At 59.1% G+C, this 24,839-nt stretch carries 19 protein-coding genes and 3 pseudogenes; 18 read left to right on the top strand and 4 right to left on the bottom strand.

Annotated elements, in window-relative coordinates; translation table 11 throughout:
• The first annotated feature begins 115 nt into the window (after window positions 1-115).
• The 3 genes and pseudogenes from ALC15_RS11335 (at window position 116) to ALC15_RS48170 (ending at window position 1,994) form a co-directional block, all read left to right on the top strand.
• Window positions 116-1,224, top strand: a pseudogene (locus ALC15_RS11335) (IS110 family RNA-guided transposase).
• 334 nt (window positions 1,225-1,558) lie between these two features.
• Window positions 1,559-1,855, top strand: a complete 297-nt coding sequence (locus ALC15_RS41845) for a hypothetical protein (RefSeq protein ID WP_200914662.1) — start codon at window positions 1,559-1,561, stop codon at window positions 1,853-1,855.
• Complete coding sequence (locus ALC15_RS48170) at window positions 1,791-1,994, top strand: hypothetical protein (RefSeq protein ID WP_488240843.1); 204 nt, start codon at window positions 1,791-1,793, stop codon at window positions 1,992-1,994. Before ALC15_RS41845 ends, ALC15_RS48170 begins: the two co-directional genes overlap by 65 nt.
• A 507-nt stretch (window positions 1,995-2,501) precedes the next feature.
• Here ALC15_RS48170 and ALC15_RS11330 read toward each other — a convergent pair.
• The 4 genes from ALC15_RS11330 to dctA form a co-directional block, all read right to left on the bottom strand.
• Window positions 2,502-2,888 (bottom strand): response regulator transcription factor, encoded by a 387-nt coding sequence (locus ALC15_RS11330; protein ID WP_050627289.1) that lies wholly within the window; start codon window positions 2,886-2,888, stop codon window positions 2,502-2,504.
• 93 nt (window positions 2,889-2,981) lie between these two features.
• A complete protein-coding gene (locus tag ALC15_RS11325) occupies window positions 2,982-3,653 on the bottom strand; it encodes a response regulator transcription factor (RefSeq protein WP_050627288.1) in 672 nt (223 codons plus the stop codon).
• Window positions 3,650-6,322 (bottom strand): PAS domain S-box protein, encoded by a 2,673-nt coding sequence (locus tag ALC15_RS11320; RefSeq protein ID WP_050627287.1) that lies wholly within the window; start codon window positions 6,320-6,322, stop codon window positions 3,650-3,652. Before ALC15_RS11320 ends, ALC15_RS11325 begins: the two co-directional genes overlap by 4 nt.
• 1,076 nt (window positions 6,323-7,398) lie before the next feature.
• Window positions 7,399-8,703, bottom strand: coding sequence for a C4-dicarboxylate transporter DctA (gene dctA, locus ALC15_RS11315; protein WP_050402929.1), 1,305 nt, complete (start codon window positions 8,701-8,703; stop codon window positions 7,399-7,401).
• A 1,648-nt stretch (window positions 8,704-10,351) separates the two neighbouring features.
• Here dctA and ALC15_RS47875 point away from each other — a divergent pair.
• The 15 genes and pseudogenes from ALC15_RS47875 to hypF all read left to right on the top strand — a co-directional run bounded on the left by ALC15_RS47875 (window position 10,352) and on the right by hypF (window position 24,839).
• Complete coding sequence (locus ALC15_RS47875) at window positions 10,352-10,504, top strand: hypothetical protein (RefSeq protein ID WP_430649157.1); 153 nt, start codon at window positions 10,352-10,354, stop codon at window positions 10,502-10,504.
• A gap of 758 nt (window positions 10,505-11,262) precedes the next feature.
• A pseudogene (locus tag ALC15_RS11310) lies at window positions 11,263-11,942 on the top strand (molybdate ABC transporter permease subunit).
• 102 nt (window positions 11,943-12,044) lie between these two features.
• Entirely contained in the window at window positions 12,045-13,307 is a 1,263-nt protein-coding gene (locus ALC15_RS11305) for a serine hydrolase domain-containing protein (protein WP_050627327.1), read from the top strand.
• Window positions 13,308-13,611: 304 nt separating this feature from the next.
• Window positions 13,612-13,908, top strand: a complete 297-nt coding sequence (locus ALC15_RS43280; protein WP_128089493.1) for a hypothetical protein — start codon at window positions 13,612-13,614, stop codon at window positions 13,906-13,908.
• A gap of 207 nt (window positions 13,909-14,115) precedes the next feature.
• Window positions 14,116-15,216 carry a hydrogenase small subunit gene (locus ALC15_RS11300; RefSeq protein WP_050627326.1) on the top strand — a complete coding sequence of 367 codons (1,101 nt, stop codon included), beginning with the start codon at window positions 14,116-14,118 and terminating at the stop codon, window positions 15,214-15,216.
• Between the two features lie 13 nt (window positions 15,217-15,229).
• A complete protein-coding gene (locus tag ALC15_RS11295; RefSeq protein WP_050627286.1) occupies window positions 15,230-17,020 on the top strand; it encodes a nickel-dependent hydrogenase large subunit in 1,791 nt (596 codons plus the stop codon).
• Window positions 17,010-17,744, top strand: a complete 735-nt coding sequence (gene cybH, locus ALC15_RS11290) for a Ni/Fe-hydrogenase, b-type cytochrome subunit (RefSeq protein WP_430649155.1) — start codon at window positions 17,010-17,012, stop codon at window positions 17,742-17,744. Before ALC15_RS11295 ends, cybH begins: the two co-directional genes overlap by 11 nt.
• Window positions 17,741-18,339, top strand: a pseudogene (locus ALC15_RS11285) (HyaD/HybD family hydrogenase maturation endopeptidase). The gene cybH and the pseudogene ALC15_RS11285 overlap by 4 nt, the downstream one beginning before the upstream one ends.
• Before the next feature lie 16 nt (window positions 18,340-18,355).
• A complete protein-coding gene (locus ALC15_RS11280) occupies window positions 18,356-18,646 on the top strand; it encodes a HypC/HybG/HupF family hydrogenase formation chaperone (protein WP_050402936.1) in 291 nt (96 codons plus the stop codon).
• A gap of 185 nt (window positions 18,647-18,831) precedes the next feature.
• A complete protein-coding gene (locus ALC15_RS11275) occupies window positions 18,832-19,254 on the top strand; it encodes a hypothetical protein (protein WP_050627285.1) in 423 nt (140 codons plus the stop codon).
• Window positions 19,251-20,114, top strand: coding sequence for a hydrogenase expression/formation protein (locus ALC15_RS43275; protein ID WP_050627284.1), 864 nt, complete (start codon window positions 19,251-19,253; stop codon window positions 20,112-20,114). Before ALC15_RS11275 ends, ALC15_RS43275 begins: the two co-directional genes overlap by 4 nt.
• Window positions 20,115-20,208: 94 nt before the next feature.
• On the top strand, window positions 20,209-21,303 hold the full coding sequence (locus ALC15_RS11265; protein ID WP_050627283.1) for a hypothetical protein: 1,095 nt from the start codon (window positions 20,209-20,211) through the stop codon (window positions 21,301-21,303).
• Entirely contained in the window at window positions 21,296-21,637 is a 342-nt protein-coding gene (gene hypA, locus ALC15_RS11260; protein WP_050627282.1) for a hydrogenase maturation nickel metallochaperone HypA, read from the top strand. The genes ALC15_RS11265 and hypA overlap by 8 nt, the downstream gene beginning before the upstream one ends.
• Window positions 21,637-22,584 carry a hydrogenase nickel incorporation protein HypB gene (gene hypB / locus ALC15_RS11255; RefSeq protein ID WP_050627281.1) on the top strand — a complete coding sequence of 316 codons (948 nt, stop codon included), beginning with the start codon at window positions 21,637-21,639 and terminating at the stop codon, window positions 22,582-22,584. Before hypA ends, hypB begins: the two co-directional genes overlap by 1 nt.
• Window positions 22,581-24,839 carry a carbamoyltransferase HypF gene (gene hypF / locus ALC15_RS11250; protein WP_050627280.1) on the top strand — a complete coding sequence of 753 codons (2,259 nt, stop codon included), beginning with the start codon at window positions 22,581-22,583 and terminating at the stop codon, window positions 24,837-24,839. Before hypB ends, hypF begins: the two co-directional genes overlap by 4 nt.

The following is a 24,839-nucleotide window of genomic DNA, read 5'->3' as shown; positions in this document are numbered from 1 at the left end:
GCCTAGACCCTATGTTTGCCCTTTGAGGTGACGGGCGGCCCGCCCCGCGGCAAGCTCCATCGAGGGTTGCGCCGGATGGTCCGGCGCCGAACCTCAAGCATGGGGAGCGGGCCTGATGAACGATAGCATTTTCGTGGGGCTGGATGTGCGCAAGACGACGATTTCGGTCGCAGTGGCGGAAGGGATGCGCGGCGGTGAAGTTCGTAACTTGGGGATCATCCCTAATCGCGCCGATCAAATCGACAAGCGGCGAAGAAGCTTGGCAAGGGTGACCGGCAGGTAAGTTTTTGTTACGAAGCCGGACCCTGCGGTTATAGCCTGCATCGACAACTGACGGGACTGGGGCACAACTGCATCGTGGTGGCCCCCTCGCTGATCCCGATGAAGGCCGGGGATCGGGTAAAAACTGACCGGCGCGATGCGGCGATGCTGGCCAAGCTGCACCGGAGCGGCGAGCTGACAGCCGTGTGGGTTCCGGATGCGGCGCATGAGGCCATGCGCGACTTGGTGAGAGCCCGCGCCACGGCGATGCGTGTGCTCGGAAAGGCGCGGCAACATCTCCAAGGCTTCCTGCTGCGACATGGGCGCATCTATGCCGGGAAAAGGGGGTGGACTCTGGCTTATCGTCGATGGCTCACCACGGTGCGCTTCGATCACCCGGCGGGCCAAATCGTTCTGCAGGACTACATTCATGCCGTGACCGACGCTGAGGCCCGTGTGGACTGCTTGACCAAGCGGATCGAGGAGCTGGCGCCACAATGGTCGATGACGCCGTTCGTAGAGGCCGTGCAGGCCATGCGCGGCGTCGCCTTCATCGTTGCCGTGACGGTGGTTGCCGAGGTCGGCGACTTCTCCCGCTTCGACAATCCCCGACAGTTGATGGCCTTTCTCGGCCTCGTGCCGTCAGAGCATTCGAGCGGCGTCACCATCCGACGCGGCGGCATCACCAAGGCTGGCAACGCTCTGGACAGGCGGGCTCTGATCGAGGGGGCGTGGACCTATCGCATGCAAGCCCACGTCAGCAAGCTCCATGACCGTAACGAGCGCCTGCCTCAAGCTATCCGCGATATCGCCTGGAAAGCCTAGGTCAGGCTGTGCGCCCGCTATCGCCGCTCGTCGGCGGCCGGCAAACCCAAGGTGATCGTCACCACTGCCATTGCACGCGAGATGGTCGGCTTCCTGTGGGCGATCACTCGGCAAGTACAGCTCGGGCCGGTCGCCTGAAAGAACGCTGCTCGACCATATCTGGTGCCCAGGGCAGGAGGCAGGGCGCCGTGGGGAATCCTCGTGGCCTGTTATGAGCCGGCATCGCCGACGCTCGCTCCTAGACCGAGGCAGCCCCAAGACGAAACCACGGTCATGCGGTAGCCAACCCGCGCATGAGAGCTTGATCAACCGTCGTCTTTGGCCCTGCCTCCTACCGTGGGCACCTTCGAAGTCCAGCGTCCGGGCGCTCAGCCGGAAGCGGTTCCGCTTGATCGAGCCCCTTGACAGCAAACATGAGAACAGGCCGTTGACCAAGTGCAGAAATCTATGCCCGACGGAAGCACTAATCGCCATGTATAATCGCATCAACGGCTCGTACTACTACCAATCGCCGCCCTTTGCCGAAGCTGACGAGCAAGCGGGTGCAAACAGCTTTGCGGATGCGTTCGCCAACATGCGGTCAGCCGAATCTGGGTCAAGCGGCAGCTCATCATCAGCAACGAGACCGTATTTGCTGGTTTCAACTCCTCCTGTGATAGAATTCAAGGATCGCAGATCATTCCGGGAAGCCGCGAAGGCCTATCATGGCGACGAGATCAAGTACATCGCCGATAAACCCGCAAGAGTGCTCCGACTTCGTGTCCGCTAGAGCAAGGCGGACTGCAGAAGTTGCCGAAGACTATGGAACAACCCGAGATTCCGACGACGCGCGATACTTCAGCTACCAGCTGGGAACAAGAGTGGGGAGGGTCGAAGAGGCCACTATAAGGGGGTGGTCTGAAGAATAGCGCGGAGCGATGCCAGGCACCATAGACAAGCAGGGCAAAACTGTGCCGACTGGCGCCGTAGCCGAAGGAGCTCGCGCAGAGCTTTCGCGCGCCAATCAATATCACCCAAAACACCCATGATTTCACACGATGGCCCCACAGGGAGCTTCTGAGTTGAACGAAGCTCTTTTGTTGCGCCAGGCGGTATGTCGCAATCGCATTTAGCTGCTACGAATCTGAGCGAAGAAGCGCTTGAGCTTGTCGAACAACTTCTGCGCAAGGTCACCTGAAGTGCCAAAAAGCAGAGACGAGCGGGGCCTAGAGGTGCCAAGTATGCCGACCCTTGGTGGCAACGTCGTTCTGAGCGGCCTGATGCCTGGTGGACAACTCACGGGCCAAGAGGCAGTACGACATCGACTACCGTTGGTGCCGGCTGATTTCGGAGAGCCCGCTTCAATAAGATCGCGCCGAGCTCGCGACCGGATCTCAACATTCAGGGCTGAAATGACTCGCCGCCGGCTGATCGTTTCAAGTGCGTCCTCCATTGCGGTTTTCCTTCAGTGCGGCATTGAGGTGCTCGATCAGTGCATGTCCGGCGAAGGGCTTGGCCAAGAAGCCAATCGCTCCTGCGCTCAAGGCTGAAGCGCGCACGCGGTCGTTCGGGAACGCAGTAATGAAAATGAAAGGTACCCCGTAACCACGGGTCCGCATTTCCGCCAGCAGGTCCAAGCCGCTCATAACCGGCATCTGCACGTCCGTAATTACGCAAGAGGTCTCGTTCAACCGCGGCGATCTCAAAAAATCCTCCGCCGATGTAAATGTTTGAACGATGTAGCCGCGCGATTTCAATAGGTTCTCCGTCGCCGCACGGACAGATGCGTCGTCGTCAACGACAGAAATCAAAGGCGTGGACAAGACGATCTCTCCTGGCGCGGGACTAACGGCTGCCGAGGCATTAGCCACCCTGGGCGAAAAGTGGGCTCGAGTGACGAAATTGTAAAATCATACTTAGGTTTGTTCAGAACGATTGGCTCCGATCCCCAGAGTCTCAGCCATTCTGATCAGATCGGCCAGTGAGCGGGCACGCATCTTTCTCATTACGTGTCCCCGGTAGATCTTGACCGTAATCTCAGCGAGCCCAAGCTCAGCGGCTACCTGCTTATTCATCAGACCGGAAGCGACCAGCTTCATCACCGCCTGTTCGCGCGGGCTTAGGGTCTCAAATAGGGACTGCAGGGTTGCGACGGCTTGCTGGGCCTCCCGTCTTTTGCGGTCGCGCTCGGTCGCGGCAATCACCGCGTCAAGCAATTCCTGATCGCGAAACGGTTTGGTAAGAAAATCGACCGCGCCTCCTTTCATCGCCCTGACGCTCATGGGAATGTCGCCATGGCCGGTAATGAAAATGATCGGAATATGTATGTTCAACTTCGCCAGCTCAGTTTGGAACTCCAGGCCGCTCAAGCCGGGGAGCCGGACATCAAGAACCAGGCAGCTAACAACATCCGGAAGTGCGCTCTGCAGCATTTCGCGGGCCGATCCAAATGCAACGACGTCCAAACCTACCGATTGAAAAAGGTTGGTGAGCGACCGACGCATGGAGATATCGTCCTCGACAACAAAGACGATCGCCTTTGTCGAAGCCTCGGGTTTGCTGCTTGGCGAGTCAAAGCGTTGCGTCATGAGACGATCTCCTCATGCAACGGCAGGGCAAACTGGAATGTCACGCCCGGCTCCTGCTTGCGCACCACGGACAGTCGGCCTCCGTGAGCCTCAACGATCGACCGGCAGATCGAAAGACCCATTCCAAGGCCGCTGGATTTCGTGGTGAAGAAAGGCTCTAGCACGCGGTCCGCATCATTCTCCGCGATCCCGACGCCCCAATCTGTCACGGCCACCTGCACATGCCCCATATCGTCCATGGACGACTGAATCAGCAACTCACGCTTTCGGTCCCTGACTGCGTCCATGGCTTCGATCCCGTTCATCACCAGATTGATGATCACTTGCTGCAACTGAATCCGGTCACCCAGAATCATAGGCAGAGCTGCCGTCAGCTCGGTTCTTAACGCCACCTGGTGGCTCACCAGCTCTCGTGTCACCAGCACAATGACGTCCCTAACGACCTCGTTGATATCGAGCGGGACCATCTCGATCTCGCCCTTCTTCGCCAGAGCGCGCACGCGACGGATCACTTCGCTTGCCCGTATTGCGTCTTCGATGATCCACTCAACCGAAGAGCGCGCCGCCGATAGATCAGGAGTTTCGCGGCCCATCCAACCAAGGCACGCGTCGGCGTTGCTGATAATTGCGGCGAGTGGCTGGTTGATTTCATGGGCAATGGAGGTTGTCAGCTCTCCTAACGTCGTCACACGTGTCACATGCGCAAGTTCCGCCTGTGCCTTCCGCAACTGTTGTTCGGCTTGATCTGCGCGAATAATAGCGGTGATGTCGGTGCTGACGCCGCGGTAACCAAGGAACTTGCCGTTCGGATCAAAAAAGGGCTTGCCGCTCGTCCGAACGTAGATCGGAGATCCGACCCGGTTGACAGTACGGTAGACCAGATCCCGGAACGGTAGATGCGCCTCCAGTGTGGCCCGATGCTGCCGCCACTTCTCAGGTTCCTCTTCCACATCGCACGCAATGTCCCAGCGGAGCAGGCCCATCAATCCTGTCGCTAAGATTCCCGCAGTGCTGGTGTGCTCGGACAAGCGCGTAACCTGGTGATCTGGCCCGGTCTCCCAGAGCCAATCGGACGCCGTCTCGGCGTAATCGCGAAAGCGCTGCTCGCTTTCGCGCAGCGCAGCCAGTGTGTTTTCCAGACGCTCTCTGGCGGCGTATTGCTCGGTCACATCCATATGCGTTCCGATCAGTTCGCTCACGCAACCATCGTTGCCGACCACGATATGCGCAACGGAGTGTATGCGCCTTATCCCGCCGTCTTTCAGAAGGATTCGAAAATCATACTCGAAGCGATCTTCCTTGAGCTCGATAGCCTGGCGCTGAACCTCCTGGAGCCCGGGGAGATCGTCTGGATGGATGCGCGAGCGAATGGTCTCTATCGATACAGTCTCTTGCGGATCGAACTCAAACAGACGATCGACCTCGGCGGAGCGATACACAAAATCGAGCCCATGAACGTCCCATGACCAACTGCCCGTGTGGCTGAGATGCTGGGCTTCGGCGAGATAGGCCTCACTGCGGCGCAGCTTCTGTTCTGCTTGCCGCTCCGCGGTAACATTCGTCGCTGCTCCGACAAACTCAATATCACCGCTGGCGGTTCTCGTGGCTCGTGCCCGCGCATGGATGTGCTTCACCGAGCCGTCCGGCAGCAGCAGCCGATATTCATGTTCGAAATCCTTCGGATCTCGCATCGCCCGATCAATGACCTCTTGAACCGAGGCCCGATCATCTGGATGGGTGCGCTCGACGACGAAGTCCGGCGACGGAACGGTCTGCGGGTCCAACTCAAATATTCGAAACGTCTCCTTTGACCAGAAGACCTCGCCGGTGACGACGTTCCAGCCGAAGCTGCCCGTATTGCTCAGCTCCTGCGCCTGGGCCAAATGTGCTTCGCTCCGCTGCAGGGCAAACTCGGTCCGCTTCCGTTCCGTGATATCTTCGCAGGATATCAGAACAATGGGCCGGTCATCAGCCCAAAGCATGGCTTTGGCATTTTCACGTACCCACAGTACCGAGCCATCATTCCTGACTTTCCGGGCCTCCCAGGTCCGCGATTGACCGATATCTTCAAGGCAGGCGCGAATGCATTCGCGAGCTAACTCGCGATCCTCCTCCAGAAAGACTCCCAGGATGGAATGGCCGATCAGTTCGGAACGCGCATAGCCGAGCTGTGCCGCGCCGAACGTATTGGTATTGAGAACGGTACCGGCTTCGTCGACCATGACGTACATGGCCGGATTGTGTTCAAAGATTGCTTGCCAGCGTTTCTCGCGGTCTTCCAAATCGGCCGCGCTGATCCGGAGTTTGGCTGCGGCCTCACGCGCGGCTTGGCTCTCTTGGCGGACTTTTCCCATCAGGTGCGTTCCAATGATCGAGACAATGAAGAACGCAACGACCACCGGAAGATCTTGTGGGTCATCGATCCGCAGACTGAACGCTGGCGGCGCAAAATAGTAAGCCAAAGCTACGATGGCCACGACACAAAGCGCGGATGACGCGATGAGGCTGCCCATCAACGAAAACAGCAATACGACCAACAAATAGGCGAACGCGGTCGCAGCGAACTGCGCGTGAAGGTACAAGCAAGCCAGCGTTACCACGGCCAACGTTATGCTGCCGAAGGTAAACTGAGGGGCTGAAACTTTCAAATTGCTGATCTGACTACGCATTTTTATATCGTCCGGGCTTTTCTCCGGCGGGAGAGCTATAACATTTTAGGCAAAAATGAGGCAATCCTTTCCGTGTCGACAGACGCTCGTACGCGGTTGCGAGATTGATTGCCTTCTTTTGAACTCAGCACGCGCCGAAGGAAGACGCATTACAAACGTACGTATAGTTGTCCTAAACCTTTCAATATTGCATCTGACCTCTGTACATCGAGGCTGGGTTGTCTGCTTTCCTCCGCCGCCGGTGACCTTTGGGGCAGGCATTCGAGGCTGCGGCCGAGGACCGCGACCCCGTGGCACCCACGACGAGGACAAGGACTTCAGTTCAGCCAGGACGTCGCGGCCGAAAAAGCAGGCCCCTCGTCGAACCCGGAAAGGCCAGGTGCAAGCTGCGGGACCACGCATCTCGCAATTGATCATGCGGACGGGAGGGCAATGTAATGTGCGAGATAGCAGGGCGAAGTTATGCAACTGCTATCTATGCCTCGCGGCCATGTCCGCCCAGGCTCGGTGCCGACGAAGCGTCAGCCGGAATCCAGGGGGGTATATGAGGGCCGAGCCGATACTTGCTTCCGCGAGCTGCCTCGTCTCTGTCAAGGTGCCAATCTAGTCCGCGCTGATCACATCCATCGCGATCTGATACGCACCGTAGTACTGAGTTGCACGGAAGACGCTACCGCCTCGTCGGCCGGGCGAGGCAAGTGTGTTGACCACGCACCTGGGCATTTGTGGGCGGGCCAACACCTTGGTCCGTCAAGCTGGATACGTTCTTTCGCAGCCTTACTGTCTGGCTCGGCAATATTGCACAGGCGCCCGGCTGGCCAGAAGCCTGACCTCGAAAGACCACGCTTGAAAATGACTTTCTAAAACTGCAGCTCCTTATCGCGTGCGGTAACCCCTCACAGGCGACTGCCGAGGGCGTGACGCGGAGCAAGAGCTGCGTTCTGGGGATGCCGTGGGAGAAAGCTCGGATTCGCAGATCAGGCACGGTGCATGCCGACTTAAACTACGAAGAATCGTGAATGCGGTTGCGCTTGGATTCGACGCGTCTTGCAATGACGGCGACCAAGATCCGCGGCCTACCTCCCTGTGTCGACAGTGGTGAGCCGGTCGAGCCGAGCGTGCAACGTCGCGTGCTCAAGCTCGCCTTCCCACCAGGATACGAACACGGCTGCAATGCCATTGCCCGTGATGTTGGTAAGGGCGCGTACCTCGCTCATGAACTTGTCGATCGAGAACACGATTGCCATACCCGGTACCAGCGCTGGGTTGACGACCGACAACGTTGCGGCGAGCGTGATGAAGCCCGCGCCGGTGACGCCGCTTGCCCCCTTGGAGGTCAGCATTGCCACGAGCAAGATCGTGAGCTGTTGGCCAAAGGTGAGATCGACTCCGAGCGCTTGGGCAATGAACAATGTAGCAAGCGTCATATAAATGTTGGTGCCATCGAGGTTGAAGGAGTACCCAGTTGGAACCACTAGGCCGACCACGGGCTTGGAGCAGCCCAGCCGCTCAAGTTTCTCCATCAATTGCGGCAGCGCGCTTTCCGAGGAGGAAGTGCCGAGCACGATCAAAAGCTCGTCCTTGATATAGACAATAAACTTGAAAATCGAAAAGCCGACGATGCGCGCGATGACACCGAGCACCACCACGACAAAAAGCGCAGCCGTAACGTAAAATAGCGCGATCAGACCGATCAGATTGCCGAGCGCCGCCGGCCCGAACTTGCCAATCGTGAAGGCCATGGCGCCGAAGGCTCCGATCGGGGCCGCTTTCATGATGATGGCGATTACACCGAACACCGCGTGCGCGACGTCGTCAATCATGCCGCGCAGCCGCTCCCCGCGTTCTCCCAGCGCCATCATAGAAAAACCGAACAAGATCGCGAACAGGAGCACCTGCAAAACATCGCCGCGAGCGAACGCGCTGACCACGGTATCGGGAATGATATTGAGAAAGAAATCGACGCTCTTGGAGGCTTCCGCTTGCTTGACGTAATTGGCGACCGCTGCAGCGTCCGGCTTGACTGCAAGGCCATGACCGACTTGGACCAGATTACCCATAATAAGGCCCAACAGCAGCGCAAAGCTGGAGACGATCTCGAAATAGACCAATGCCTTGACGCCGACGCGACCGACTTTCTTTGCATCCTGAATGTGCGCGATGCCGGATGCGACGGTGCAGAAGATGATCGGTGCGATCACCATCTTGATGAGTTTGATGAATCCGTCACCGAGCGCCTTGACCCAATCGTTGGTCGCGACAGATGGCCACAGCCAACCGACCAAGGCACCAACCACAATGGCGATCAACACCTGGATGTAGAGGATCTTATACCAAGTCTGCGACGCGCGCGCGGGTGCCGCGGTTGCCATGGTGGTCATGACGCTTCCTTCCCGAATATACTCGAATGCAAGCCGCCGCGTCGTTGAGAGGCGACAGCATCATGCGAGGCTCGTTGTTTTAGCCGTGTCCGATTGAAGACGATCCGCGAGGCGGCGCGTCATCCCAAAGGCAGGCGTCCAGTTAGGTTATCTTTTTTCGCTAAGCAAGATATGCACCAGATGCCCGATCTGCGGCCAATCAAGTGTTCGGGGATAAACTCGCCATTGGCTCGATCCAAATGCTCGCACCGCGGTCGCAAGCCCGAACATGACGTGGCGGCATAATACGGATCTTTGGTCGGCTGGGCGTAGGGTGGGCACTTCTCGACCTAGAAGCCTAGCGTGATCGGTATGCGCTGACTGATAAGATTGATGCAACACTGCGTGAGATTGGTAAAATCGATAGTTTCGATCGTAGGCATTCACGCAATGGATGTCCGGCACATCGAAGATCTAGAACCCGATTGCCTACAAATTCTGAGATGGGAGCGCTGCATTTTCGCTACCGGCAAAGCATGTCCGATCGCTGGGCGTTTGTCTCCAGGTGAAGTGACCGCACAGTTCAGCAGACGGCGGACATCTGCTTGTGCGTACAAGAGCGCGCAGAGGTCTTCCAAGAAGAAGCAATCTTATGACCCTTGAAGTCTTCCGTCTGTTGCCGATTCAGTGGGCAACGTGGCACCTCAAGACGGGCTACCGTCGCCGCTGCTCGGCCTCGCGGTTGACCAGGGATATGGCGCCGCCAGCGTTGAATAGGGCTTCAAATCGAATGAGAACACCGCACATGCTGCGAAAGCTCCCGCATGTAGGCGCGCGCTACAAAACCGAATCGTCGTTCGATGAGAATCTCCGAGCACGGGCGCATGCAGCGCGGCTGCCGCGGCGCAACATGAATGGGCGCACTGATTCCATGGTTTTGATCGGATTGTCCAAGCATGCGCGATGCCTGAGCAACGCGCCTTCACGCCATCCGTGCGCATTGGGGGAGGGGCTGCCACTATCATAAATAGCGCAGAGGCGCACTTCGGCAAATTGGCGGAGGCCATCACCGACTGTCGCGGCCGGATCGCACGGACTAATGGCGCCTTCAGCTTGGGTGTCGAATGTCGCCCATCGGATTTTGCTATCGCTTCGGGGCGCGCTTCTGCATGATATCGGCATCAATAAAGTGCTGCCATTCGCGCTGCCCATTTCTCCTGGAGGTACCAAGCTTGATCCGATCTCGGGCTATCGCGCGGCCGCTGCGCACGCTGGAGGTTGCGCTTATCTGGAGCCGCACGCTTGAGAAGCGACGTGCATATAGCGCAGGGCTGCCAAAGATCGCGGGCGCGACGCACTAGATGAATCGTGAGTGCGGGCCGGTCTCGGGAGTATGACCTCCACGTCCGATCCCTGCAAAGGGGGAGGGCTATGCTGCCGGCCAGTCAGTGCGCCGTGCTGAGAGCCCGATCAGGTTAGGGACCCAGCAGATCGCCATATGAGGTCAACGCAGATTCTGGGGCGAGATGCGGTCGGGCATGCGCGCCGGCGAGGTCGAACTCAGCGGGTACTGCCGTTTTGCCGCGCGCTCGCTCGCTCCTGGACGTACTCAATGAATCCGGTTGCGAGGTGATTGCGTTGCCGGCGCGGCGAGTGTGGTGTTTGCGCCATCGACATCATCAAGATCGACGGTGAGCTTAATCACCGTGACGTCTTCTTCAGCGAGCCGCAGAAACGCGCGAACGAAAAGATCTGTGCATGTGTGTCTCGCGCCCGGGGCACTATCACGGTCGATATGCGGCACCGCCCGGACGCTCTGTAGGTCGCTGCAAACCGTTTTCGGCGGCAAGTCCTGCCTCCGGCACAACAAGCTGCATGTCGCAAGGTTTTGCGCTCGTTTATCACGGTGCGCACATGATTACCGGATGAAGGCGTCGCTGCTTGGAGGTCCTTTGCGGCAACGTCCAGCAAGGTATGAATTCCGATACCCTTGCTACCAGCCGCGTCCATTGTCGTAAATGGGACTGTGGCGGGTCGTGCTTGCGCTCAGCCGCGCCCGCGTTCGAGCGAACTCTAACGCCCGGGGCAATTTTCGAAACAGAATCCACTTAAGGATCGCGTCGAGTGCCGTAAGATCCAATAATAAACCTGCGGGCGTCAAACTCTGCCGCATCATTGTGCCGTCGCTGTCTGCTCGGGAACGAAGATGCCGGAAACCTGACAGAGCGCAAGATCCACTCCACAGCGAACTCGTCGTCTGTGCGTATTTTCTCACGTTGAGACAAGAACGCACCACATTGCGCAAGCGGCACAGGGATTGCTGAGCGGCACGGGGATTGCTGGGTGACGAGCGAGGAGCTGCCGCCTTCAAGACCGGTCGAAGTCGGCCCCGTGACAGGAGTTTCCTATGAAGTTTGCGACGCTGCTCTTGCTCGCGAAAACGACGCGCGTCAAAGTAGTGGCCGCTGCGAAGGTCCGCACCACGAAGAGGCGTTGCGCGCCCCATGCCTCGGCGCGCCGGATGTGTTGGCGATCACTGTCCCGAGACGGCGACCGTCTCTCACCGGGGGGCTGACGCCTATGGATGCGTTTTCGGCAGAGATTTGGCAATCCGTTGCGCTTACAATCGAGCTCGCCAGCGTGACGACCATCATCCTCTTGGCGATTGGTGCGCCGCTCGCGTGGTGGCTAGCGCGTTCACATACTGTTCTGCGCGAGGCGGTGGCAGCGATCATCACCCTTCTGCTGGTGCTCCCGCCGACGGCACTCGGTTTCTGTGTTCTCGTGCTGCTCGGGCCCGGCGGACCTGGGGGGCTTCTCGCTTCTTTCTGGGGCGAGCGCTCGCTCGCCTTTACCTTCGCAGGATCGTAGTCGGATCGGTGCTCTCGGCGCTGCCTTTGGTGGTGCAGCCGATCCGCAACGCCTTTGTTGCGATGGGCGACCCTCCGCTGGAAGCCGCGGCGCGGGTTTCTCCGTTGCATGCCTTCGTTACCATCGGTTTGCCGCTGGCGCGATTGGAGTTTGTCAAAGCCGCTGTGATTGGCTTTGCTCATACGATCGGCACATTCGGCGTCGTGATGATGATCGGCGGCAATATTCCTGGGCGCACCAAGGTGTTATCAGCTTACGTCATAGACTACGTCCAAGCATCACGCTGGCGCGAGGCGAGTGTGGTTGCGGGCGGTATGGTGATGTTCGCTCTTGCGGTCATCTTCACCTTAGCTCTCCTAGACAGACGCGGTGCCACGAGAAGCACATGAGCGCAGGCGCGCCAGACCGGATCGAGTGGCTTTCGGCTTGTCAGACCAGACATGCCAGAGCTGGAGCAGCGCAAGCCAGCTCCGTCTATTGGCGAGGATAGAATGAACAAGCTTGTTATGGCCGCAGCGGTTGCTGGAATCAGCTTCAATTCGGTGCATTCAGCGCCTCTGCCCGAGGCCATGGCCGATGACGTGGGAGTTTCTCAGCAACGCCTTGCCAAGCTAGACGAGTTCTTCGATCGTGAGATCGAAAGCAAGCGCGTGCCGGGCGCGGTGGTTGCAATCGCCCGAGATGGCAAGCTGATCCATTACAAGGCGTATGGCCAACTTGATCCTGCAAAAGGATCGTCGATGCGGCTCGATGCGATGTTCGCGCTTGCATCTATGACCAAGCCGATGGTGGCCGTTGCCGGGCTCACCCTCATGGAGCAAGGTCGCCTGCCTCTACGGAGCAGGCTCACGGATTATTACCCGGAATTCGCAAACATGAAGGTCGCGGTGCCACGGCCTGACGGTTCGTTGAAGTATCAAGCGCAGAGTTCTCCGATCTACATCCACGATCTTTATCGGCACACATCAGGCCTCACCTATGGCGCGCCTCCAGATAGTCCAGACCAAGTGGCGCGTCTCTACCCGGATTTTGCAGCCCCGCCGCTAAAGGGTGACAAGCAGGCTTTCATCCAGGCCATTACCAAGTTGCCGCTAGCGCACCAACCGGGGACGGAATTCGAATACGGCTTCTCGACCGACGTGCTCGGAGCTATTGTGGAACAGGTCAGCGGACAACGATTGGGCGACTATCTTGCCAGCAACCTGTGGAAGCCGATCGGGATGCAGGATGCCACTTTCCATTTATCCACATCACAACGCGAGCGCCTCGCGCGTCCGTTTCCAGACGACCCGCTGACTGGAAAGCCTCAAGAGATCGAGCTCCTCGAAAGTCGGACAATGTTTGACTGCGGAGGAGCCTGCGCGTTTGCGACAGTCGGTGACTATGTGCGCTTTGGGCAAATGCTGCTAAACGGCGGGGAGCTCGATGGGCAGCGCATTCTTGGCCCGAAGACGGTGCGCCACATGATCTCCAACCACCTCGGGCCGGAGATCAAGAATAAGGTCGCCAATGTGGAGGCGCATCGTGCCGGCTTCGGCTTTGGACTCGGGGTGGCTGTGCGCATAAGCGAGGGTATCTCGGCGGTTCCGGGCAATCCAGGTGAGTTCACCTGGACCGGCGCTTACGGAACGCAATTTTTCTGCGACCCGAAGGAGCGTCTGATCGTGGTGGTCGGAACGGCCGCGCCCGGAGAAATCCGCAAGTACTATCGCGAACAAGTCCAGTACATCGTCTATGCTGGACTAATTCGATAATTCGCCCGGCGTTGAAAGAACCCGACGATAGTTTTGGGTGGTTGGAAACCGGCGTTGCCGCTGGACACCGATGACTGAACTCAGCGCCGGAGCTGCTATCGTCGGCCGGATTGCGCCGGTGCTCGGAGCGAACGTGACGCTTCCGGCATCGCGAAGAGACGCTCGCAGGCGTGTGCGGTGTCGTGATATGCTAAGAGGACCGCTGCTTGCCGTCGATTGGCCCGGGCGATGCTCTCCTAGATGATCGCTTTAGAACATCAGACCGTGGCGTCCGATCCCTTGGTAATGCGGTGCGGCAGCCACATTGAATGACAGACAGATCGGACCGATCCGCCTTGCAGATCAAAGCATGTGCGCTGCGCGGCTCGGCATTGCGTTCTGTTCGGTGCCGGCCGGCCACTTTGGCGTGTTTCCGCAGTCGGACTATGACGCGGATCGAACCCCATTTGGCCCGCAGAGAGCAAGTCTGATTGAGATGGACGGTGCTCGTCAACTGCACCAACTCGTTCAACGACCGGTATGCGCGCGCGTGTTCCGATCGTGCAAAAGCGGGTATGACGTGGTCGCCCTGGATTGGCAAATCATCGTGCTGCTCTGTTGAAGTTCTCACATCGACGTTCAAAGCCCGACATCACTGGCGTGACAGGGCTCAACGGCGCGAGCTTGGGGCTTGCTGGCCGGCTCGCCGATAGGACAAGAGTCGAAAGGCTGGCTTGGCACCCAGTCAAGTGTTGCGCTCCGATGGCCTGTTTCTTGCTGCTGCGTCAGCGGTTCGTTACTGCCGGCGACGACTTACATGGAAGGGTTCATGAGTGGGGCAACGGAGACGCTTTACAGCGTGATCAGACGTCAGGGCATCACGCGTCGTAGTTTCCACAAATTCTGCAGTTTGACTGCCGCAAGCTTGGGACTTGGTTCGCTTGCCGCAAGCACTATTGCCGACGCCCTGGAGACCAAGCCGCGCGTACCCGTGATCTGGCTGCACGGGCTCGAGTGCACCTGCTGCTCGGAAAGCTTCATCCGCTCGGCCCATCCGCTGATCAAAGACACGCTGCTGTCGATGATTTCGCTCGACTATGATGATACGATCATGGCGGCGGCAGGAGAGCAGGCTGAAGCCATCCTGGAGGAAGCCCGCGCCAAGTATAAAGGCAAGTATGTGCTTGCGGTCGAAGGTAATCCGCCGCTGAAGCAGGGGGGCATGTTCTGCATTGACGGCGGCAAGCCGTTCGTTGAAAAGCTTAGGTCGATGGCGGAAGAGTCGATGGCGATCATCGCTTGGGGCACGTGTGCCTCCTGGGGATGCGTCCAGGCGGCCAAGCCCAATCCGACTGGCGCTGCGCCGATCGATCAGGTGATCAAGAACAAGCCGATCATCAAGGTGCCCGGGTGTCCGCCTATCGCAGAGGTCATGAGCGGCTTGGTGACTTTCATCACCACGTTCGGAAAGCTTCCGGAGCTCGATCGCCAAGGGCGCCCAAAGATGTTTTATTCCGAGCGCATTCACGACAAATGCTATCGACGTTCCCATTTCGACGCCGGCCAATTCGTCGAAGAGTGGGACGATGAGTGCGCGCGCAAGGGTTATTGCCTCTACAAGATGGGCTGCAAGGGGCCGACCACCTACAATGCCTGTTCGGCCCTTCGGTGGAACGGCGGTGTTTCATTTCCGATTCAATCCGGCCACGGCTGCCTCAGCTGCTCCGAAGACGGCTTTTGGGACAAGGGTTCATTTTACGACCGACTCACGACCATCAAGCAGTTCGGCATTGAGAAGAACGCCGATCAGATTGGTATGGCTGCTGCCGGGGTGGTTGGGCTGACCGTCGCCGCCCATGCGGCCGTCACCGCCGTGAAGCGGTTGACCAACAAGCCGGATCGCACAGCTCGACCAAGTAAACGGAATTGAGAAGAGGGCGACGGTGGCCGGACAGATACCAAATGGGTTCAATCTCGATCGCTCCGGCAAGCGAATTGTCATCGATCCGTTGACGCGCATCGAAGGCCACCTGCGTGTCGAAGCCAATGTCGATGCCGACAACGTAATCCGCAATGCGGTTTCGAGCGGGACGATGTGGCGTGGCATCGAAGTCATCCTGCGCGGGCGCGATCCACGCGACGCCTGGGCGTTTACTGAGCGGATTTGCGGTGTCTGTACCGGCACCCATGCGCTGACCTCCGTGCGCGCGGTTGAGAATGCGCTAGGGATCACGATTCCGGAGAATGCCAATTCGATCCGAAACATCATGCAGCTATGCTTGCTCGTGCATGATCATCTCGTACACTTCTACCATCTGCACGCACTCGATTGGGTCGACGTGGTCTCTGCGCTCCAGGCCGTCCCCAAGTCGACCTCCGCGCTGGCGCAGTCCATCTCGCCGTGGCCGTTGTCGTCTCCTGGCTATTTTAAGGATCTGCAGATCAGGCTGACTAAATTCTTCGAATCAGGGCAATTAGGTCCCTTCAAGAACGGTTATTGGGGGCATCCGGCCTACAAGCTTCCAGCGGAGGCGAACCTGATGGCCCTGGCGCATTATCTGGAAGCGCTCGACTTCCAGAAGGAGATCGTCAAAATCCAAGCCGTCTATGGGGGCAAGAATCCGCATCCGAACTGGCTGGTCGGCGGCGTGCCCTGCGCAATCAACATCGACGGAACTGGTGCGGTGGGTGCGATCAACATGGAGCGCCTTAATCTCGTATCCTCGATCATCGACCGTTCGATCGAGTTTGTCGAGCAGGTCTATCTGCCCGACGTCGCAATGATCGGCTCGTTCTATAAAGATTGGCTCCATGGCGGCGGACTTTCAAGCAAAAGCGTAATGTCCTATGGCGACATCCTCGAAAACGCCAACGACTGTTCTTCGAACAATCTCAAGCTGCCGCGCGGCGTGATCCTTGATGGCAACCTCACGGAGATATTGCCGATCGACCATAGTGATCCGGAGCAGATCCAGGAGTTCGTCACGCATTCGTGGTATAAATACCCGCGCGATTGCTGTGGACTGCATCCATGGGATGGCATCACCGAACCGAGTTTCGAGCTCGGGCCAAGAGTCAAGGGCAGTCAGACTAATATCAAGGAACTCGACGAAGGCGGCAAGTATTCGTGGATCAAAGCGCCGCGCTGGCGCGGCCACGCCGTCGAGGTCGGGCCTTTAGCGCGATACATCATCGGTTATGCGCAGGGCAAAGCCGAGTTCAAGGAGCCGGCCGACAGACTGCTCAAGGGACTGAATCTTCCCCTGACGGCGATGTTCTCGACACTCGGCCGTACCGCGGCGCGGGCACTCGAATGTCAGTGGGCGGCGCATCAGCTGCGTTATTTCCAGGATAAGTTGGTCCTCCACATTAAGGCAGGCAATACGGCAACTGCCAATGTCACAAGATGGAAGCCGGAAAGCTGGCCCAAGGAGGCCATGGGCTACGGTTTTGCTGAGGCGCCGCGCGGTGCGCTTGGACACTGGATCAAGATCAAGGACACAAAGATCGACAACTATCAATGTGTCGTGCCGACGACATGGAACGGATCTCCTCGTGATCCCAAGGGTAATATTGGCGCCTTTGAAGCCTCGCTGATCGGCACCCCGTTGGCCGATCCGCTGCGACCCCTGGAGATCTTGCGTACGATCCATTCCTTTGATCCGTGCCTGGCGTGCTCGACCCATGTGATGAGTCTTGACGGCCAAGAAATGGCTTTAGTCAATGTTCGTTAGGGACATGCGAAACGAGGCTCGGCAGCCCCCCGCTGCCGTCGATGCGGCACTGACCGAGCGCGGCATCGGCCATCGCGGCGCCTACGTTTATGACGCGCCGGTGCGACTGTGGCACTGGGTCAATGCGGCGGCCATTCTGATGCTGGCCTTAACCGGCTATCTGATTGGAACGGGCACACCGGCGATGTCGGGACAAGCAAGCGGCAATTTCCTGTTCGGCTATATCCGACTTGCGCATTTCTCTGCGGGATATGTCCTTAGCGTCGGCTTTGTTCTGCGCATTTACTCGGCCCTGATTGGAAATCGACATGCCGCGCAGATCTTTTGTGTTCCGCTCTGGCGCGGGTGCTTTTGGCACGAGGTGCACCAAGAGATTCGCCGGTACGGGTTCCTTGCAGTTGAGCCCGACAGAAGCGTCGGGCACAACCCCCTGGCTCAGCTCGCAATGTTTCTTATGTTTACGCAAACCATCACGTTCATGATCGTCACAGGCTTTGCACTTTATGGGCAGGGCGCCGGTAGCGACAGTTGGCAGGACAGGCTGTTCGGCTGGGTGTTTTCAATCTGGCCGAATAGCCAGGACGTCCATACCTGGCATCATCTCGGCCTGTGGGTGATCTTGGTCTTTGTTCTGGTTCACATCTACGCAGTGATCCGGGAGGACATCATGTCGCGCCGGAGCATCTCCTCCATGATTTCGGGTGAGCGCGAGTTTCGCGATTGAATGGCACGCGGTTACCAGTTCCGGAGAACAAGCAACGGATCCTTGTACTTGGCATCGGCAATATCCTGTGGGCCGATGAGGGGTTCGGCGTGCGGGCGGTAGAGGAGTTCCATCGCCGCTATGTAGTCGCTGACAACGTCACCATCCTTGATGGCGGCACGCAGGGGCTCTACCTCGTGAGCTATCTTGAGCAGGCCGATTGCCTGATCGTGTTCGATGCTATCGACTTTGCACTCCCGCCCGGAGAGTTGAAGCTCATGCGGGATGCCGAGGTGCCAAAATTTGCTGGCGCCAAGAAGATAAGCTACATCAGACCGGCTTTCAGGAGGTCTTGAGTGCGGCCGATCTGCTCGGCCGCTGCCCGCGAGAACTCGCTCTCATCGGATGTCAGGCGCTGGACCTGCAGCACTGGGGTGGTCCGCTGACAGCTCCGGTGCGCTTCCAGATTGCGCCGGCAATCGAGTTGGCTTGCAAACTCCTGACGCAGTGGGGCTCGCCGGCTGCACCGCGAACGGCGCCGCTGCCTGCATCAGAACGGCTGTTGGCGAACAGTATCGACCATGCAAGTTATGAGATGGGAGCGCAGCCGATCTAGCGGCCCGCGATTGATCATGTGCCTTGGCTTACCAATGATGATTGTTGAGACGGACGACATCACGGCACTTTGTGAGTATCGCAACGAACAGCGGCGTGTCTCGGTCATGCTGCTCTACTGCGCCCCGGTCGGCGCCAGGGTGCTCGTTCATATCGACACCGCCGTGCGACTCTTGGATGAGGATGAAGCAAGACTGATCTCGGAAGCACTCGACGGGCTTGACGCCAGCCGTAACGGCCAGGACTGCGGCCCCTTCTTTGCGGACCTGGTCGGTCGTGAGCCGCAATTGCCTGAGCATCTACGTTAGCGGTTCTGCTGCGGATGTTGCAGTGACCAGCCTGCTCGCAAATCGATCAATCGCGCGCACCTTCCGCATGGAAAGGTCAATGCTTCGAGTGATGATTCCAGTCTCCCTCACAGCGCGACGATGATTGGCACGTGCCTTGCTACATCTCACCTAGCTCAAACCGAGGACGATCTGAAGGGAGTCTGATGAAGTTCCAGCCGGCGCGGCATGATCTCGCACCCTGTCCGTCCGAGGTGGAGAGCATCAACGCGCATGCACGCCTGGCCACGCACGCTTCCGCGAGCGCGCCCGAAGTGGTGCTGGCGGTCGCTGCCATGCATTCGCTCCGGGCCGTCCATGTCGCATTATCCTTTCCTGAATTGATCAAGGCTTTTCGGCGTTGCGTGCAAGGCGCAGGGCCTGCGCATGCGTTGGCTGGAAAGCTGGTCGGAAGACTCGGCCCGCGTCGTCGATCGACGGCAATTTTGTGCCATCGGCACGGTACGCTCTGCCTGATCGGCAGGCGCCTGGTCCGTTTGGTCAAGATCGACCGCATCGTCGTACCGATCGTTTGGCTGTACGCGGGTAGCATTTGTGCCGGCTATGCCTCCCGGGACATCGTATCATGACGACAGCGGTCCGCGTCGTATCCGGTGACGTCGAGCAGATGGTGAGCAAGTCTGCCACGGGCACCGAAAGTCTCGATGTATTCCATAGCGGGCTGACGACTATGGAGGCGGTAGCCAAGCGCGCCCGGCGCGACGGCAACGAGCTTGCAAGGAACTATCCGAATGTCACGGTGCTGTTGTCGAATGTCGCCGCTGCCGCTCGCGGCCAGAGCCAGAGCACTCGGTCGCAGCCGTACGGACTCGCCAATCTCAGCGAGCTCGAGCGCAAGCTGATTGGCGAGGTGCTCGGGGAAGGCGAGGTCGCCGGCGTGGTTGCGCTGCCAGATGGCTCTTTTGCGCAACTCCGGGAGTCGGTCCTTGCAGGAATCTGGCGCGTGCGTATCGGGGCCGAGCCGACGTACGAATATGTCGAGGTTGGGGCAATCCCGCAGATTGTGCAGCGCGCCGCAACTGAGTTGACGTCTGCCGACTTTCTGATCGGCGCGGCGCCGGACGGCGCCATGAACGTGCTCGCGGTACTTGCGGAAATACGCGAGCGGGCGCGTGTCTGGCGGTCTGGCATGCGGGCGCATGTTATCAATCTGACGTTGCTGCCGATGAGTGCTGTGGACATGGCGTTCCTGCAGCAAAGTTTGGGCAATGGTCCGGTCCAGCTCATCTTCCGCGGTTACGGCACATGCCGCGTGCAGGCGACCGAGGTGAGAAACGTCTGGTCGGTACAGTACTTCAATTCTTTGGACGACGTCATCCTCGATACGGTGGAGGTGGGAGGCGTGCCGATCGTAGCCTTGGCTGCTGACGAGGATTTCGAGGACTCCGCCGGGCGCCTGCAGGAAATTATGGAGGCGTACCTCACATGAAGAACTTAAAGATACTCGAAATCCAGTGGCATATCGCAGACAGCGCAGGCAGCGCGGCTGCCGTTCCGCGCAAGCTAATGACGCAGCGGTGCATATGAGTTTCGCGATCCGCAACAAAATCGATGTCACGGTCTGGCTTGCTGCCGACGTAATTGCCGCGGTCGAGATCCTGCCACGAGCCCGGCCACTGCTGGCGCGGCTGTTCGCCGGCAGACCGGCTTCGTCGCTGCTCAAACACATCCCACGGCTCTTCGCATTGTGTGCTGTTGCGCAGCAAACCGCGCTGCTGTCTGCGATCGAGACGGCGCGTGACGAAGCGATTACCCGCACGACGAAACAGCATCGTATTGCGCTGGTCGTTGCCGAGCGCATCGCAGAATTGCTGCGGGGCCTCTTGGTCGGACACCTTTCGCAGGACATCGCCGGTGCCGCCGCGATTCGTTCCGTGATGCAGGGAGTGTCCGCACTTATCGGTAGCGGACAACCGGCATGCGGTGCTGCTCGACGCGAAGCGACGGCAGGAATTGTGGCTGGACTGGCCACTATCGGGATGCCGGACGGAGACGGCGCGCCCAGGCCCGGCAGCCCATTGGCAATTCGAATAGCCGCGCTGGACGAGGTCGACTTGAAATCGATCCGGATCGCGCACTCGTTCCTGTCCGTTGCCGACGACCGAAACATCATTGAACGGCTGCTCGGCGATGATCCGACATTTTGTCTTTGTCCCGACCTTGGGGGGCGTGCGCCCGAGACGGGTCCATGGGCACGCCAAATGACGCGTGATCGGCTCTGGCTGGGTCGGTCGGGTGCGGCCGAGCGGCTGAAGGCCAGAATTGCAGAGATCGTTCGGCTCTGCGATTGGCTCAAGTCAGGCGCTCATATCGACTCAGCGGAGCCTGGGATCATCGAAAGCTACCGGTTGGGTTCGGGACGCGCCGCGACCGCCGTCGAATGCGCCAGGGGCAGGCTCTATCACGCGGTTGAGCTTGATCCTCAGGGCCAGATATACCGCTTCGAATTTCTTGCTCCGACGGAATGGAATTTCCATAGGAGCGGACCGGTTGTCCGGAACCTGCAGGGCGCGGTGCTGACGGCGAGACGGCATCAGAAAGCGGTTCGTGCGGTGATTGAATCGCTCGACCCATGTGTCGGATTCACACTCAGGTTTCGCAAAGTTGAAGATGCATGAAATGGCGGTTTGTCTGGGCATCATCCAAATCGTCGAGGAGGAGGTGCGTCACCGATCGTTGTCGCGGGTGCGGAGCATCTGTCTCGAAATCGGGGCGCTCAGCCATGTCGCGCCTGATGCGATCAGGTTCTGCTTTGCTGTCGTTGCAACGCGAACGATTGCCGAGGGGGCAGCTCTTGAGATCCTCGAACTCCCGGGGATCGCCTGGTGCATGAGCTGTTCTCGCACTGTCGAAATTGCTCGCCGCGGCGACCCCTGTCCTTGCTGCGGGAGCTATCAGTTGCAAGTAACCGGCGGCGAACAGATGCGAGTGAAAAAACTGGAGATCGATTGATGTGTACCGTTTGCGGTTGCAGCCAAGCGACGTCTTCGATCGAACTTGCCAGAGGGCGTGATCCGGAGAGCCAAGGCCGTTGCCGTCCTCATAGGCAGAACGATGGCGAGCGCCATGACGCGCATTTTCACGGCGACGAGAGGGTGCAGCATTCGTCCGATGCCCGCCACAGTCATGATCACGAACATTATCAGAATGATGGTCGGCAAGCGCTTCTGGGCTGCGGCGCCCCCCCAGTTGGATTGAAGGTCAAGGGCACGAGCCGCGAACGCATCATTTGGGTCGAGCGTGACATCCTCGGCAAGAACAATGCGATCGCGGCCGACAACCGGACGCGCTTTGCGGCCGATGAGCTGCTGGTATTTAATCTTATGTCGAGTCCCGGTGCAGGCAAAACCTCGCTGCTCGTGCGCGCCGTATCCGAGCTCAAGCTCAGCTATCCGACCGGAGTCATCGAGGGCGATCAGCAGACCTCAAACGATGCCGAACGGATTCGAGCGGCCGGTGTGCCAGCTATTCAAGTCAATACGGGTAAAGGGTGCCATCTCGATGCTGCAATGATTGCCGAGGCTTATCGCCGCTTGCCGCGGCTCACGCGCGGTATCCTCTTCATCGAGAACGTCGGTAACCTAGTCTGTCCCGCGGCCTTCGACCTTGGCGAGGCCTGCAAGATCGTTGTGTTGTCAATGACCGAAGGTGAAGACAAGCCGCTGAAATATCCCGATATGTTCGCGGCTTCTTCACTCATGGTGATCAACAAGATCGATCTGGCCTCACTGCTTGAGTGCGATCTGGACAAGACCATTGGATATGCCAGACGCGCCAATCCAAAGATCGAAGTGCTTACGGTCTCGGCCCGTACCGGCGAAGGTTTTGGCGCGCTCTACGCTTGGATCGATAGACAGGTGGCCCACCAAAGGCAGGCCGTAGAGGACGCAAGGCGATGAGCGCCGCAACCATTTGCGACCGAACACGACTGCGCGTGCGCGTGAGCGGAGCGGTGCAAGGGGTCGGCTTTCGTCCTTACGTCTATGGCCTCGCTACGCGGTACGGATTGGCCGGATTTGTCGCCAACGGCCCGGAGGGCGTCACAATCGAAGTCGAAGGTGGTCGTGCGTCAGAATTTCTTGCCACATTGCCGCTAGAGGCGCCTCCGTTGGCGCGCATCGACCACATCTGCGTTCAAGAGACGGCGGCGCTCGCGACAGAAAACTTTTCGATCGGCGCGAGCGAAGGCGGAAAATTGTCAACGCACATCATCGCCGACGCCGCGACCTGCGGACAATGCCTCAGCGAGCTATTCGATCCAGAGAATCGCCATTACCTTTATCCCTTCATTAGTTGCTCCCATTGTGGTCCACGCTACACCATTGCCGGGCGGCTCCCATACGATCGCCACAACACGGTTATGAAGGCGTTTAGGCTGTGCGCCGCCTGCACGGCCGAATACGCGGATCCGGCGAGCCGCAGGTTTCATGCGGAGGCGATCGCGTGTCCAGAATGCGGCCCTCGGCTTAGCCATGGGATCAACGCCATTGTCGCTGCAATCGCAGGCGGTCAAGTCGTAGCCATAAAGGGTCTCGGCGGCTACCAGCTCCTCTGCGATGCCCGTAATCAGGACGCTGTGCAGCGCCTGCGCAGCAGAAAGCAGCGCCGTCAAAAGCCGTTTGCAGTTATGCTCGGTTCCATAGAGTGCGTCAACGAGATCGCGGAAGCGAACGCTCTCGAGCTCGCGCTACTCGAATCCGCAGCGCGGCCCATTGTGCTTTTAACTTCGCGCAAATGTCTGGCGCCCGCCATAGCGCCCGGCTTGTCTCGCGTTGGCGTCATGTTGCCTGTGGCCCCGCTGCATCATCTAATCTTTCATGCGCTTCGCTCGACAGGAGCGTGGATTGCGGAACCAAGCCCGGTCATCGTCGTCACCAGTGCCAATCCTTGCGGCGAGCCGCTCCTGATCGACAACACGCAGGCGCTGCGACGGCTTGAGGCGATCGCCGACCTTGTCGTGACCCATGATCGGGATATTGTAACGCGTGCTGATGACTCCGTAGTCGCGGTGGTGGCTGGCCGCTCCCAATTCATTCGGCGCGCTCGTGGCTATGCTCCCGAACCGATCCAGCTTGCGCAATCTGTGCCGCCCGTGCTCGCTGTCGGCGGCGCGCTGAAATCGACCGTCACCATCACGCGCGACAACCAAGCGTTCGTTTCGCAACATATTGGCGATCTCAATACGCCCGAAGGCATCCGTGTGTTCGAGGGGACGATCCAACACCTTACATCGATCCTTGACGTAGAGCCTGTCGTCATCGCTCATGATCTGCATCCTGACATGGCATCCACCCGCTTTGCGCAAGCAGGCGGCCGCGCGCTGATTGCAATCCAGCACCACCACGCACACGCCGCCGCCGTGATCGCTGAACATGGCCATGCGGGACCGGCGCTAGCTCTGGTGCTCGACGGCCATGGCGTTGGCTCGGATGCTGGTAACTGGGGTGGCGAGCTATTGTTGTGCGAAGGAGCGATGTGCAGACGCATCGGGCATCTCGCGCCGCTGCAAATGCCTGGTGGTGATCGCGCAGCCCGTGAGCCGTGGCGCATGGCGAGCGCGATACTACACTTGCTCGGACGAGGTAACGAAATCGCGCGGCGCTTTGCAGCGCAACAGCAAGCTCAATATATCTCGGCCTTGCTCGATCAGTCGGGCGGGGCCACCACGACCAGCGCGGGCCGGCTATTCGACGCGGTGGCGGCGCTGCTGGGGATTGTGAGTTGGCAGAGCTATGAAGGAGAAGCCGCGATCAAGCTCGAGGCGCTAGTGCGGCGGACGGCGATTCTAGAGGCCGGGTGGACGATCGATGGTGGCGTGCTGTCGCTTCGGCCGCTGTTTGCGCGGTTGATTGCGGACGACATTGACGCTGCGGGCGGAGCCGGCCTGTTTCATGGCACCTTCGCCGCTGCCTGCGTTGACTTGGTCATGCGCTCCGCGCGGACAACCGGCGTCAATACCGTCGTTCTGAGCGGAGGCTGCTTTCAGAACGCGATACTGATGGATGAGATCTGGCGCGGGTGCTGCGCTGCCGGCCTGACCCCGCTGGTGCCACAGCGGGTGCCGCCCAACGACGGTGGTTTGAGCTTTGGCCAAGCCTGGATTGCCGCTTTGCAGATTGCTGAACAGTCGTCCGCCAGCGAAGGGAGAGGCTGA

Source organism: Bradyrhizobium viridifuturi (assembly GCF_001238275.1).
In the GTDB taxonomy this organism is placed as follows: domain Bacteria; phylum Pseudomonadota; class Alphaproteobacteria; order Rhizobiales; family Xanthobacteraceae; genus Bradyrhizobium; species Bradyrhizobium viridifuturi.
Note: the sequence above shows the minus strand (reverse complement) of the source record. Positions and strands in the feature narration are given on the sequence as shown.

Excerpts from the sequence above, each read along its gene's own strand:
- ALC15_RS41845 (WP_200914662.1), top strand. The coding sequence starts at position 1,559 with ATGTATAATCGCATCAACGGCTCGTACTACTACCAATCGCCGCCCTTT.
- ALC15_RS48170 (WP_488240843.1), top strand. The coding sequence starts at position 1,791 with ATGGCGACGAGATCAAGTACATCGCCGATAAACCCGCAAGAGTGCTCC.
- ALC15_RS11325 (WP_050627288.1), bottom strand. The coding sequence starts at position 3,653 with ATGACGCAACGCTTTGACTCGCCAAGCAGCAAACCCGAGGCTTCGACA.
- ALC15_RS11320 (WP_050627287.1), bottom strand. The coding sequence starts at position 6,322 with ATGCGTAGTCAGATCAGCAATTTGAAAGTTTCAGCCCCTCAGTTTACC.
- dctA (WP_050402929.1), bottom strand. The coding sequence starts at position 8,703 with ATGACCACCATGGCAACCGCGGCACCCGCGCGCGCGTCGCAGACTTGG.
- ALC15_RS11305 (WP_050627327.1), top strand. The coding sequence starts at position 12,045 with ATGAACAAGCTTGTTATGGCCGCAGCGGTTGCTGGAATCAGCTTCAAT.
- ALC15_RS11300 (WP_050627326.1), top strand. The coding sequence starts at position 14,116 with ATGAGTGGGGCAACGGAGACGCTTTACAGCGTGATCAGACGTCAGGGC.
- cybH (WP_430649155.1), top strand. The coding sequence starts at position 17,010 with ATGTTCGTTAGGGACATGCGAAACGAGGCTCGGCAGCCCCCCGCTGCC.
- ALC15_RS11280 (WP_050402936.1), top strand. The coding sequence starts at position 18,356 with ATGTGCCTTGGCTTACCAATGATGATTGTTGAGACGGACGACATCACG.
- ALC15_RS11275 (WP_050627285.1), top strand. The coding sequence starts at position 18,832 with ATGAAGTTCCAGCCGGCGCGGCATGATCTCGCACCCTGTCCGTCCGAG.
- ALC15_RS43275 (WP_050627284.1), top strand. The coding sequence starts at position 19,251 with ATGACGACAGCGGTCCGCGTCGTATCCGGTGACGTCGAGCAGATGGTG.
- ALC15_RS11265 (WP_050627283.1), top strand. The coding sequence starts at position 20,209 with ATGAGTTTCGCGATCCGCAACAAAATCGATGTCACGGTCTGGCTTGCT.
- hypA (WP_050627282.1), top strand. The coding sequence starts at position 21,296 with ATGCATGAAATGGCGGTTTGTCTGGGCATCATCCAAATCGTCGAGGAG.
- hypB (WP_050627281.1), top strand. The coding sequence starts at position 21,637 with ATGTGTACCGTTTGCGGTTGCAGCCAAGCGACGTCTTCGATCGAACTT.
- hypF (WP_050627280.1), top strand. The coding sequence starts at position 22,581 with ATGAGCGCCGCAACCATTTGCGACCGAACACGACTGCGCGTGCGCGTG.